The organism is Robertmurraya sp. FSL W8-0741, from assembly GCF_038004005.1.
Taxonomy (GTDB): domain Bacteria; phylum Bacillota; class Bacilli; order Bacillales; family Cytobacillaceae; genus Robertmurraya; species Robertmurraya siralis.
Genome location: NZ_JBBOQG010000001.1, coordinates 2,292,040 through 2,305,084 on the forward strand (window position 1 = coordinate 2,292,040; position 13,045 = coordinate 2,305,084).

A 13,045-nucleotide genomic window follows, 5' to 3' on the forward strand; every position below is an offset into this window, starting at 1 on the left:
ATAGAAACAAAATAATCATTTAGCGCCAGATCCCTCGGGTCTGGTTTTTTTAATATTTTTGGAGTTCGTAGCTAACCACTTTCAATGAGCCGGCTAGCGCAAGCAGCCACAGGTTAAAAATCGTTAACAACCCATATTAAGCAACTGGATATGCTTTTATTACAAGAACAATCTTTTTATCCTTTGTACGGCAATGGACAAAAAGCAGTAACATCTAGAACTTTAATTGTTCCGAAGATGCAGATTATGCGCTTGTTGATCAATTTTTTTAAGCTTAATATGAATAAAGACAAAGCGGATTTAAATAATATGAAAAATCAGTTAAAATGAATGAGTAAACGAACATAAATAAGGGGTTAGTGAAATGATTGAGACAGCTTCGCAGCATGACATAAAGGCGTTAAAAGAAAAATTGGCGAGATTTTACCACTTTTTCTTGCAAAATAATGATCAGGAATCGGCGAATAAAGCAAAACAACTGTTGTTCAAGCTTCATCAGCAAGAATATTCCATTGCTTTTTGCGGACACTTTTCTGCAGGGAAATCGAGCATGATTAATCGATTGATGGGTGAAGAATTACTCCCGTCAAGCCCGATTCCCACGAGTGCCAATTTAGTAAAGGTTAAATCAGGTGAAGAGTATGCAAAGGTATATTTTAAAGAGGAGAATCCTCATCTTTACCCAGCACCATATGATTATGAAAAGGTAAAGTCCTACTGTAAGGATGGAGATTCCATCCAAGCGATCGAAATCAGCCATTGTACGAAGGCTCTTCCAGCTGATGTATGTATAATGGATACTCCGGGAATTGATTCAACTGATGATGCTCATCGGGTTGCGACGGAGTCAGCATTGCATTTAGCTGATCTTGTTTTTTATGTGATGGATTATAACCATGTTCAATCAGAATTAAATTTTCTTTTCACGAAGGAATTAACGGAAGCAGGAAAAGAATTATATTTAGTCATTAATCAAATTGATAAGCACAGAGAAGAAGAACTTAGTTTTGAAAGCTTTCGAGCAAGCGTCGAACAATCTTTTGCCGATTGGGGTGTCGAGCCGGAGCGAATTTTTTATACATCTTTACGGGATGAACAGCATCGATATAATCAATTCAATGAACTGCAGCAATTGATGCAGTTAAAATTTGAAGCTAAAGATGTGCTTTTATCTTCTTCTGTCTATCGTTCATTATCGAATTTGAGTGCAGAGCATCGGCAGTTTCAAACGGAAAAAGCTCAAGAAACGCTGGAAAATTATGAAGAGCAACTAAGAGGAGTTACAGAAGAGGAGCAAGCTCGGCTTCCTCTTGAAGTAGAACGATTAGAGGCAGCATTACAGAATATTTCCTCCATGGGCAAAGAAAAGGAAAAGGAGTTTGAGGCTGGGCTTAATTCGATCTTAAGTAATGCTTATTTAATGCCATTTGAAACGAGAGCTTTGGCGGAGAACTTTTTGCAAGCAACAGATCCGGATTTCAAAGTAGGTTTGTTTTTTTCCAAGCAAAAGACTGAGCTTGAGAGAGAGGAAAGGCTTGAACGATTTTTCCTTGATTTGCAAGACAAGATTGATTCACAAATCACATGGCATCTCAAAGATTTTTTGGTGAAAAAAATGAAGGAAGAAGAAATTCAGGACACGGATCTTTTGCATGAAATTCAAGAGTTCTCTGTAGAATTGCCAAAGGAAATGCTCAGGCAAACCCTCAAAAAGGGGGCGCGTTTATCTGGAGAATATGTATTAAATTATACAGCAGAGGTGGCGGAGCTAGCTAAAAGGGTTGCGTGGCAAAGAATGAAACCAATCAAAGAGAATTATTTACAGAAAGTCGAAAGCGATCTCAATGAACACAAACATAACTTGCAACAAGAGTTACATAAATATTCTCAATTGCTTAACGTTTGGCAACAAAAAGAGACATTATTAACAGCTAAAATGGCTAAAGCCGCGGAAGTGGAACAAATCTTATTAGGTCATGACGAACAGCCTATTAATGAAGAAATTATTTTGCAGTTAGTGAAAGAAGAGCAACTTGCAGAGTTGATTGTAGAAAGGCAGGATGTTGATCACGTAATAACGGAAGTAAAAAAAGGGAAAGAGATAGTATTAGAGCAGCCTCAACATCAGCAGACTCAGATTGAAAAGACGGTAAAAATGGAGACGGCTGTCAAGAGGTTGCTTCTTTCCTCACAAAAACTTGAAGAGATCCCAGGCTTTAAGAAAATCTCCATGCTATTAAAGGAGAAGGCAGAGAGATTAGAGGAAAAAGGCTTCACAGTTGCTTTGTTTGGTGCTTTTAGCGCAGGGAAATCATCGTTTGCGAACAGTTTGATTGGAGAAAAGCTCCTGCCAGTATCTCCGAATCCAACTACAGCAGCGATCAATAAAATTATGCCGGTTGATGAAGCACATCCGCATGGCCTAGTTAAGGTACAATTTAAACAAGAACAAGTTTTATTTGAAGATATCAATCGTTCACTAGCTGTCTTTAATGTTCAGGCACAGGATTTTGATGAGGCGCTCATACAAATTAATGAGATTCTTAAAAGAAAAGGCCAGTTAGAGGTCTTTGAAAAAACGCATTTTTCTTTTTTAAAGGCTTTTTTCAAAGGATTTAATCATTACCGAAATCAGTTAGGTAATGTGCTGCAGACGGACATCATAAGTTTTCAAGAATTTGTGGCAAACGAGGAAAAATCCTGTTTAGTGGAACAAATCGACGTTCATTATGACTGTGAAATTACTCGTAAAGGAATCACTTTAGTTGATACTCCTGGAGCTGATTCTATTAATGCCCGCCATACTGGAGTAGCTTTTGAATATATAAAAAATTCGGATGCTATTCTGTTTGTAACTTATTATAATCATGCTTTTTCAAAAGCGGATCGAGAATTTCTTATTCAATTAGGCCGTGTCAAAGACTCTTTCGAATTGGATAAAATGTTTTTTATTGTTAATGCTGTTGATTTGGCCAACAATGATAAAGAAAAGGAAGAGGTATTAGCTTATGTTCAAGATGAGCTTGTTCGTTTCGGTATTAGAAATCCAAGCTTATATCCAGTATCAAGCCTCCAGGCTATCGAAGAAAAGCTTGGGCACCGGCCATCTTCACAGTCAGGACTAACCCTCTTTGAGAAAAACTTCTATTCTTTTATAACGAATGAATTGACGCAAGTGTCGATTAATGCGGCAATGATTGAATGGAAAAGGGCTTTAGAGCAATTACGTCGTTTTATTGATTCGGCAAAAGAGAAAAGAGAGTTAAAACAGGCAAAGATAAAGCTTCTTAACGCTGAGCTGGTAGAGGTAGAAAATAAAATTATGAATCAAAATCCTAAGTACTTATTAACAAGGTTCGCTCAGGAGCTGGAAGAGCTAGTTTATTATTTGAAACAAAGAGTGTTCTTCCGGTTTCATGACTTTTTCACAGGATCCTTTAACCCATCGCTTTTAAAGGATGATGGTCGCAATTTAAAGAAAATGCTCGAACATGCTCTCGATGATTTCCTTACAAATTTTGGCTTCGATTTTTCTCAAGAATTAAGAGCAACGACACTAAGAATGGAAATCTTCATCGGAAAACTAATGAAAGAATCGCATCATCAAATAACGAAGGAATTGCTTAAACGTAATGAGCAATTATCATTCAGTCAGCCGCAGCTTGAACAAATAGAAAGCTTGGATTTTAACAATGTATTAACTGGGCTTGAGCGCAATATGTTTAAAAAAACGCTCGCCTATTTTAAAAACCCGAAGTCGTTTTTTGAAAAAAATGAGAAGCGATTGCTGGAAGAGTCATTGCAGGAAACCCTTCAGGAGCCTGTCGACGTCTATTTGCAGGAAGAGAAAACCCGAATAGGGTCGCATTATGAAAAAGTATTGAAAGACAAATTTACTCAACTTCTGCAATTAATGCTTGAAGAGGCGAGGGAATATTATCAGGGGATGTTGGCTGCATTAAGTAATGATATTCCGATAGAAACATTAATAAAAATAGAGGAAGAGTTATCTCAAATTGAGTAGCTTTGTTTCTTTATATTATTATCACAGTGAATATATTTCTATCAAGAGGATCGTTTATAACATTAACATAAACGAATCGATTTGATGACTAGAGAAAAAGAACTGTAGGTGACAGATGATGGAAAATCCATTCCATGCTTGTGCGAGCTGCATTCATTTTCGAGCAACTAGAGAAGAACAAGGAATGAAGTATTACTGTAGTCGATTAGGGTATGAAACAAAGCCTCATTATCAGTTTAACTGCTGGTCACCAAAAGAAAGGGTTCGAAAGTTAATGAAAAAAAGAGAGGGGACTTGTTCATGAAAGCTTTTATCAGTAAGGAAACACTTTTGGAAAAGCTTGAGGACCGTAATATTCGTATTGTAGATTGTCGTTTTCAATTAGGGAATCCGAATGCTGGCTTGGCACAGTACCAAGAGAATCATCTTCCAGGTGCTGTCTACTTCCATTTAGAAAAACAATTATCAGGACCAGTTGCTGAGCATGGTGGGAGACATCCATTACCTAATATTGAAGATTTCAAAAATACCTTGCAAGGAGCAGGGATTTCGAATAAGACGATTGTTGTTGCGTATGATGGTGGTGAGGGCTCATTTGCAGGACGGCTTTGGTGGTTGTTAAAATATGTCGGTCATCAAGAATGCTATATTTTGGATGGAGGATTTACTGAATGGTCTGCTAGTAATTTTCCTGTTAGCAATGAAAGCTCAGCATACCCTCAAACAGGCTACGATGTATACTTGAACAATGATATGGTGGCGGACATGGCAGATGTGCGAAGAGCTATTGCAGAAAATAACTCCCTTATCGATTCTCGGGATACTAATCGTTATTTAGGAGTGGTGGAGCCCATTGATAAAAAGGCCGGTCATATTCCGACGGCTATTAATAAAGTGTGGACAGAAGGGTTTACAGACGGGCGTTTTAAAGCTAAAGCAGAGCAAGAGGCTCGTTTTGCAGAGTTCAAGAAGGATGAACCAATCATTGTATACTGCGGTTCAGGAATTACTGCCACCCCCAATTATATCGCTTTAAAAGAAGCTGGTTTTACAAATGTTAAGCTTTATGCAGGAAGCTTTAGTGATTGGATTTCTTATCCAGAAAATAAAATTGTCACAAGTGAATAATATTAAGTTTTTAGGCTTGATAATTTTTGCATAACGTTGTAATATATTAGCATTGACTTGCTACATATGGATGTAAAAGCCTTCTATCCTACAAGATGTTGGATGGGGGGTTTTTTTGATGCATATGTGAAGTGCGAAAAAGGGGGGGTTCGTGTTGACGAATGATCAAAGGAAAAAATTGCTGATTTTAATGATAAATATGTTTATCGCAATAGGAAGCTTTGGAATTATCATTCCTATTTTACCAGCTTATTTAGAATCGATAAATCAAGGTGGAATGGCAGCAGGCTTAATGATTGCTATCTTTGCAGGAGCACAGCTTGTTTTTTCGCCGATTGCTGGAAAATGGGCGGATCAATATGGTCGACGGAAAATGATCATTTATGGCTTAGTGGGTCTTACAACATCGATGTTTATTTTCTATTTATTTGATTCAATTTATCTGCTCTATTTATCTCGTGTTATTGGTGGAATCGGTGCGGCATTGCTTGTTCCTGCAATCTTTGCTTATGTCGCTGATATTACGACAATGGCCCAGCGGGCTAAAGGAAACAGTCTTGTATCTGCTGCTATGTCACTAGGAATAGTCATTGGTCCTGGGGTTGGTGGCTTTTTAGCAGATTTTGGTTTAAAAATGCCATTTTTAATTTCCGCACTTGTTTCCGTTGTGGCTGTGCTGTTTTCCGTTGTTGTACTTAAGGAAAGTCAAGTGAAAACAGAAGAGGAAGAGAACCATCTTGGCGCTGATGAGGAGTCAATGATTCGTAAAATGGCTCGCTCTGTTAAAATGCCGTATTTTGTTCCACTCGTGATTACACTGGTAATGAGTTTTGGCTTAATGGCATATGAATCTGTTCTAGGTTTATTTGTCGATAATCAATATGGAGCCACGCCTCGAGATATTGCCATCATGATCACATCAACAGGAATCATCAGTGTTATTGTTCAACTTTTTGTGGTTGATAAAATTGTTAATCGATTTGGAGAAGGGGCTGTACTCGTTATCTTTATCGGAGTGGCCACTGGTGGATTTCTGTTTTCTTTATTAGCAACAAGCTATTCTTTATTCTTTGGAATTACGCTGATTATCTTTTTAGCTACTTCCATTTTACGCCCTGTCTTAAATACATTAATATCGAAAATGGCTGGTAAAGAACAAGGTTTTGCAATGGGAATGAACAATGCCTATATGAGTATTGGAAATGTTATGGGTCCAACATTGGCAGGGTTATTATATGATGTGAAGATCACTTATCCGTTTATGCTAGGTTTGGTTTTATTAATATTAACGTTTATTACAGCTATCATTTGGCAAAAAAGGGTACAAAGAAATAATCAACAAATCAAAGTAATGGGAAGTTAATCATGTTATAATAGGTTTTATGTTAAGGCTCTTTTCTTGCAGGCGAATAGCTCACCTAAAGAAAAGAGCCTAAATGTTTAATGGAGGGACGTAAAAGTGGAAACGAATAATCGATCACTCATGCTTGTTGATGGAATGGCACTGCTGTTTCGTGCATTTTATGCAACAGCGGTTACAGGACAATTTATGTATAACTCTCAAGGTATCCCGACGAATGGTGTACAAGGTTTTGTTAAGCATATGCTAACGGCTGTTTCTTCTTTTCGTCCTAGTCATGTGGCTGTTTGCTGGGATATGGGCAGCAAAACTTTTCGTACGGAAATGTTCCAAGACTATAAGGCGAATCGTGGGGATGCTCCGATTGAACTGATTCCCCAATTTGAGCTTGTCAAGGAGATTGTAGAAGCCTTTGATATCCCGAATATTGGTTTAGAGGGCTATGAAGCAGACGATTGCATGGGCACTATTGCCAAAAATGTGGACGAGCCGCTCAATGTCCAAATTTTAACGGGTGATCGTGATATACTCCAGCTTCTAGATGAAAGAATCCAAGTTATACTGTTACAAAAGGGATATGGAAATTATTCAGTTTATACGGAGGATACGTTTTTTGCAGAAAAAGGAATTCTACCTCACCAAATGATTGATGTGAAAGCATTAATGGGGGATCCAAGTGATAATTACCCTGGTGTTAAAGGCATTGGTGAAAAGACTGCACTTAAGCTGATCCAACAATTTGAACATGTTGACGGTGTAGTCACAAATTTAGAGCAGCTTACAAAAGGACATAGAACAAAAATTGAAAAAGACTTGGAAATGCTTCACTTGAGTAGAAAACTAGCAGAAATTCATTGTCAAGTTCCGATTCAATATTCGATAGAAGAGGCCTTATTAACGATTAATCGCGAGAAGGTTCTCGATAAATTTACTGAAGTTGGGTTCAAAGGATTAACAAGATTTCTTGATTTTGAGGAAGAATCTGCAAGCTAATACAGAAGACGGGAAACGTTTAGAAGCAAAAAGGAAGTGAAGATGACTGATTTGTTTTCTTCACTTCCTTTTTTTATGAGAAATCCTATGCTATAGATCTGTCCGTGTAAGCTAAAGAATGTCGTTTTTATACCTACTATGAATCAGTATTATATGGTTTTGTGAACCAATATGGTCGATCACATGATTTTTGACACATTTCGTGTGAAACATTGGTTTCATAAGTTTTTCAGTTATACTGAAGGTAGAAGATGTACCAAAAAATTAATCCAGGTCTTAAAAAATAATACGAATAAGTTTACAAATATAGAGAAGTCCAGTATTATTGATCATAAATCGTAATGATTACGATTTATAATAGAAGCATTTATTAAAGGAGGCGTAGTATGAATAGAAAAATACCTGTAACCGTTTTAAGCGGCTATTTAGGGGCAGGAAAAACAACTTTATTAAACCATATTCTACAAAATCGCGACGGTTTAAAGGTGGCAGTGATCGTAAACGATATGAGTGAAGTAAACATTGATGCTGAACTGGTAAAACAAGGAGGAGAGCTGTCTCGAACAGAAGAAAAACTTGTAGAAATGTCAAATGGATGTATTTGCTGCACATTGCGAGAAGACTTATTAATAGAAGTTGAGAAATTAGCTAAGGCTGGTAATGTTGACTATATTGTCATTGAGTCAACGGGTATTAGTGAACCCATTCCAGTTGCGCAAACTTTTTCTTACATAGATGAAGAACTCGGGATTGATCTTACTCGTTTTTGCCAATTAGATACAATGGTGACTGTAGTTGATGCCAATCGTTTTTGGAAGGATTTTCGATCCGGCGATCGTTTATTAGATCGAAAAGAGGCACTTGGGGACGGGGATGATCGGGAAATCGCCGATCTTCTAATTGATCAAGTAGAGTTTTGTGATGTGTTAATTATTAATAAAACAGATTTGGTAAGTAAAGAAGAATTGGAGAAATTAGAAGGGGTACTGAGAACGCTTCAGCCGGATGCGAAAATGATTCATAGTATTAAGGGGCAAGTTGACCCGAGAGAGATTTTAAATACGAGAAGATTTGACTTTAATAAAGCAAGTGCTTCAGCGGGATGGATCAAGGAACTTACATTAGGCCATCAGCAACATACACCTGAAACAGAAGAGTATGGGATCGGCTCGTTTGTATACATAAGGAGATTGCCTTTTCATTCAGAACGTTTTAACAATTGGCTTCATAACATGCCAGAAAATATTGTGAGAGCAAAAGGAATCGTTTGGTGTGCTACCAGAAATTCAATTGCTTTATTAATGTCTCAGGCCGGCCCTTCTGTAAGTGTAGAACCAGTTTCGTATTGGGTTGCTTCTATGCCAAAGCTGGAGCAGCAGGAGATTCTTAGGCAAAATCCGAAAATGTTAGATGAGTGGGATCCGGTATATGGTGATAGAATGATCAAAATGGTCTTAATCGGGACTGAATTGGATAGAGAAGAGATAGAAGCAGAGCTAGACAAGTGCTTATTGACAGATAGTGAATTTGCTGATGATTGGAATCAGTTAAAAGATCCATTTGAATGGGTTATTGAAACGGCGTAGTTAGATAAACAAATCTAATAATTAAGGACTTGGAGGGCGTTTGTATAATGAATAGTAATTTTGATGTAGGAATAATTGGTGGGGGACCAGCAGGACTGAACGCTGCGCTTGTCTTGGGAAGGGCAAGAAGAAAGGTTGTTATCATTGATGAGGGAAGGCCGAGGAATCGAGTAACGAAAGAAAGTCATGGCTTTTTAACTAGAGATGGCATTGCACCGAACGAATTTAGAAACATTGCAAGAGACCAGTTAAGGAATTATCCATCAATTCAGTTTGTGGAAGATATTGCAACAGAGATTACAGGAAGGGATGGAGAATTTTTAATATCAACTGAAGAAGGAGCTGTTTACAAAACGAAAAAAATACTCTTTGCCGTAGGAATGAAAGATTTACCTTTAGATATTGACGGACTTTCTGAAGCATATGGAAGAAGTGCATTTGTTTGTCCATATTGTGATGGTTGGGAGTTAAGGGAACAATCTCTAGTTCTAATTGCGAAAGGTGATCGCGGTTTCCACGGAGTTAAAACTTTACTAGGTTGGACAAACAGCTTAACGATATGTACAAATGGTCCGGACGAGTGGACGGATGAGCAACGTGGGGAAATCGAGCTGCGTGGTATAAAGATATATAGTGCACCGATTAAGAAAATAGAATCGAAAGATGGCTTTGTACAACAAATTAAACTAGCTGATGGTACTCTTATTCCGTGTACAGGCGTCTTTTTTACACCAAAACTTACGATAGGATCAAAATTACCACAATCTTTAGGTTGTGAAATGAACGAAGCAGGAAGTATTGTTGTTGATTCATTTGGGAAAACAAACGTGCCTGGCGTTTATAGTGCAGGTGATGCTGCCTCAGAAATGTATCAAGTTATTGCAGCAGCGGCTTCTGGTGCAATAACGGCGATCCGAATAAACAGCGAATTGCTTGAAGAAACATGGGGGAATATAGAAAAAATAAATAGAATATAGCTTTTTGCTTTACAATTTTGTAGTTCATACGGTTTTTTGAGCACCCTTACTTTGAATCATTAAAGTTTAAAAAAAAATCGTCGATGAAGCGCAAGCTGAAATAGATCGAGTTGTCAAAGTAAGATGTGAACGTATGAGCTGGTTTGATGTTACTGACATCGAATAAATACACTAGCAAGAACGGTGTGCAACGCATTTTTTGGTTGGTCTGTTAGTATTTTAGATAATATATGGTAAGATAATTTTTTAGGGAATCTTGCTGAACAAGATTGGAGTGCACCTCACTAATAAGGGAGAGGTGCACTTTTTATGTTGTTAAAGCAATTAAAGGTACTATCGTTTTGTATAAACCTTTTATCTCAAGTAAGCCAAAGCCAACAAATTGCAGGAACAATTGAAATTTAACTTTTCCGAAGATATTTTCTTTTCGTATTTATATCTTTGTATTGCTTTTTTTGGCTCGATTTTCGAGCTCGCTTTTTGGGTTTTCTGTCAACTCAGCATCCTGTCCGTACCCTTGAGGGGTGAGGCCACCTGCTTTTTTTCCACGATTTCTTTGATCATGCTTTGCCATGCGAACACCTCCCTCAATTTTTAGTATTTGCAGCACTGTTTAAGCTCATACAGTGAATAGTTTCACTTCTTCATCATCACACTAGACTTAGAGGTGAGATGATGAATAAAGGTGTATATGTGGCCTTATTAAGTATTGGGCTTGCTCAAGGTTTAAAAATCCCCATACATTATGTGAAGGAGAAAGAATGGCGTCCTGAGCTCTTTTTTCAAACTGGTGGAATGCCAAGTTCGCATTCTGCAGGAGTATCCTCTTTGACAACGTATATTGCTTTGCAAAGGGGTTTCCCGACAATTGATTTTGCCCTCTCCCTTGTTTATGGTTTGATTGTGATGTACGATGCTCAAGGGATTAGACGTCAAACTGGTGAGCTGACGCTGAAGGTAAATGATTTAGGCGAGCTGATGGAAAAGGTCCATCATGATGAGACGGTTAAATTTGAACAAAAGACTCCGAAAAGATTAAAAGAAATGCTAGGGCATCAACCTGAAGAGGTAATAGGGGGTGCGTTGTTAGGTATTTTTACAGGCGTGATTGGACATTTAGTGACAAAAAAGAATAGAAAATTGTCGAATATTAAGATAAAATTTTAGATGAAATCATTCTCGTCAGAAAAAGAGAGTTTAAAGTGGAGAGGAAAGTGGTTGTGGGCTTAGAAGATTATTTACAGTTGTTGAGTAGTAAAGGTTTTCAATTTGGTGAAGATGCAATCGGCTTTATTTATTTCGGGAAGCAGTATACCAATGCGTCTGATGAACTTGCTCGAACAGCGCTAGAGTTAACATTAAAGGCTCAAAAATCATTTGATGGCAGCTTCTATATATCATTATTGGAGCTATTAATGTCAAATCAAATTACATCGAGAAACGAAGCAATAAAGTTTATTAAAGAACAAAATATATTAGTCTAAGGCACGCTCTCGTGGGCGTGTCTTGAATTTTGTATGATTACTCGGTCTAGATGAAACGGAAGGAAGAGGCAAATTGTCTTCAAACGTTTCATCTAGTTTAGCAGGTGCTAATGGAAGACTTAGGGTGAAATCGTAAAAAATAAAGCTAATTGTTTATATCGAAGGTGTTTTCGCCTTATTTCTTCTTTCCTTTAAGGAAAGTTTGGCAGAAGGCAGTTCGGCGAATATCATTCCAGTCAAAATAAGGAAACAACCAACGATGGCACTCAATGATAATCGATTATTCGCCCAAATATAACCAGTGATTGCGGCGAAGACAGGTTCCATGGCAAAAATAAGGGCAACTCTCGTTGGGGTTGTGAACTTTTGGAAGTTTGTTTGTGCTAAAAAAGCAAGAGCTGTTGCAAATACCGAAGTAATCAGCAGTGCAATTAGAACTTCTTGACTAAGGATAACCGCAGGTTGAAACACCAAGTGCCAATCTTCAAAGAATAAAGAATAGATGATGGAAAGAATGGCTACAGTCGAAATTTGGATAATTGTAAGTAGCAGTGCCGGATACTTGCTACAGTACTTCCCTGTAAAAACAATATGTAAAGCAAAGCCAATGGCGCAAATCAATACAAGTGCATCCCCTCTATTTAAGGCGGAAACATCAGTCATGGTTAGTAAATAAAGCCCAACTATTGCCACTGAAACACCGAGAATCGCGTTTTTGCTGGGATATAGCTTCAATAAAAAAAAGGAGAACAGCGGCACAAGAACAACGCTAAGGCCAGTAATAAAACCAGCCTTGGAAGAGCTTGTGTATAAAAGGCCAATCGTTTGTGTTGCATATCCTAAAAAAAGCCAGGCACCCATGAAAATTCCTGATAATAATAGTTTTGTATCCACCACAACAAGTTGTTTTCTTTCAAAGAGAAGAAGCCAAAACGCTAATAAGCAAGCGGCAACAAAGAAGCGAATTCCATTGAAAGCGATTGGTGGAAGGACATTTATTGCATTTTGAACAATGACAAAGGTCGCACCCCAAACAAGTGCAACCAATAATAAAGAAATATCAGCAAAAATCGTTTTCTTAGTCAACATTCTACCTCTTTTCTGTATTTTTCCGAATCGCTTCCCGTGCCAACTGATCAGCTTTTTTATTTTCTGAATGGGGGATCCATTTAATAAAAAACAAATCCAGTTTCTTGATTAACTGAAGCGCTTCTTCACAATATGGTACAAACGTTTTATTCTTCACGAACTCCTTCTCGATTGCCCGACTTACTAACTGTGAATCAGTGCGGAAGGAAACGATATGATAGCCATTTTCTATGCATATGTAGAGCGCCTTGATAAGCGCTTGAAACTCTGCCTCATGATTGCTCATATTTCCTAAGGGGATGGAATAATGGTCCGTTTTTCCATCCCCTTTGATAAAAATCCCTGCTCCGCTTGGACCAGGATTGCCGGCACTTGCCCCATCTATGTAAACTTCAATCAACTTG

The 13,045-nt window shown here is 37.9% G+C and carries 12 protein-coding genes; 9 read left to right on the plus strand and 3 right to left on the minus strand.

The window, feature by feature from the left end:
- Nucleotides 1-364 precede the first annotated feature (364 nt).
- The 7 genes from NST02_RS11110 (at nt 365) to NST02_RS11140 (ending at nt 10,068) form a co-directional block, all read left to right on the plus strand.
- Entirely contained in the window at nt 365-4,024 is a 3,660-nt protein-coding gene (locus tag NST02_RS11110; RefSeq protein ID WP_340949002.1) for a dynamin family protein, read from the plus strand.
- A gap of 118 nt (nt 4,025-4,142) precedes the next feature.
- Nucleotides 4,143-4,328: a hypothetical protein gene (locus tag NST02_RS11115; RefSeq protein WP_211344089.1), complete on the plus strand. Its 186-nt coding sequence runs from the start codon at nt 4,143-4,145 to the stop codon at nt 4,326-4,328.
- Nucleotides 4,325-5,152 carry a sulfurtransferase gene (locus NST02_RS11120; protein ID WP_095306479.1) on the plus strand — a complete coding sequence of 276 codons (828 nt, stop codon included), beginning with the start codon at nt 4,325-4,327 and terminating at the stop codon, nt 5,150-5,152. Before NST02_RS11115 ends, NST02_RS11120 begins: the two co-directional genes overlap by 4 nt.
- Nucleotides 5,153-5,306: 154 nt before the next feature.
- The gene (locus NST02_RS11125; RefSeq protein WP_137743151.1) at nt 5,307-6,515 is read left to right on the plus strand and encodes an MFS transporter; all 1,209 of its coding nucleotides are present in this window, start codon (nt 5,307-5,309) and stop codon (nt 6,513-6,515) included.
- A gap of 120 nt (nt 6,516-6,635) precedes the next feature.
- Entirely contained in the window at nt 6,636-7,505 is an 870-nt protein-coding gene (locus NST02_RS11130) for a 5'-3' exonuclease (RefSeq protein ID WP_095306588.1), read from the plus strand.
- Nucleotides 7,506-7,891: 386 nt separating this feature from the next.
- On the plus strand, nt 7,892-9,091 hold the full coding sequence (locus NST02_RS11135; RefSeq protein WP_340949005.1) for a GTP-binding protein: 1,200 nt from the start codon (nt 7,892-7,894) through the stop codon (nt 9,089-9,091).
- 47 nt (nt 9,092-9,138) lie between these two features.
- Nucleotides 9,139-10,068, plus strand: a complete 930-nt coding sequence (locus tag NST02_RS11140; protein WP_137743149.1) for an NAD(P)/FAD-dependent oxidoreductase — start codon at nt 9,139-9,141, stop codon at nt 10,066-10,068.
- 433 nt (nt 10,069-10,501) lie between these two features.
- Here NST02_RS11140 and sspL read toward each other — a convergent pair whose 3' ends face one another.
- Nucleotides 10,502-10,642 carry a small, acid-soluble spore protein L gene (gene sspL, locus NST02_RS11145; RefSeq protein WP_095306475.1) on the minus strand — a complete coding sequence of 47 codons (141 nt, stop codon included), beginning with the start codon at nt 10,640-10,642 and terminating at the stop codon, nt 10,502-10,504.
- 101 nt (nt 10,643-10,743) lie between these two features.
- On the opposite strand from sspL, the gene NST02_RS11150 reads away from it, so the two are divergent.
- Both NST02_RS11150 and NST02_RS11155 read left to right on the plus strand, forming a co-directional pair.
- Complete coding sequence (locus NST02_RS11150) at nt 10,744-11,235, plus strand: divergent PAP2 family protein (protein WP_095306474.1); 492 nt, start codon at nt 10,744-10,746, stop codon at nt 11,233-11,235.
- 35 nt (nt 11,236-11,270) lie between these two features.
- Nucleotides 11,271-11,552 carry a DUF6123 family protein gene (locus NST02_RS11155; RefSeq protein ID WP_235879428.1) on the plus strand — a complete coding sequence of 94 codons (282 nt, stop codon included), beginning with the start codon at nt 11,271-11,273 and terminating at the stop codon, nt 11,550-11,552.
- Nucleotides 11,553-11,705: 153 nt separating this feature from the next.
- Here NST02_RS11155 and NST02_RS11160 read toward each other — a convergent pair whose 3' ends face one another.
- A complete protein-coding gene (locus NST02_RS11160) occupies nt 11,706-12,641 on the minus strand; it encodes a DMT family transporter (protein ID WP_340949009.1) in 936 nt (311 codons plus the stop codon).
- Nucleotide 12,642: 1 nt separating this feature from the next.
- Nucleotides 12,643-13,041 (minus strand): reverse transcriptase-like protein, encoded by a 399-nt coding sequence (locus tag NST02_RS11165; protein ID WP_095306472.1) that lies wholly within the window; start codon nt 13,039-13,041, stop codon nt 12,643-12,645.
- Between the last annotated feature and the right edge of the window lie 4 nt (nt 13,042-13,045).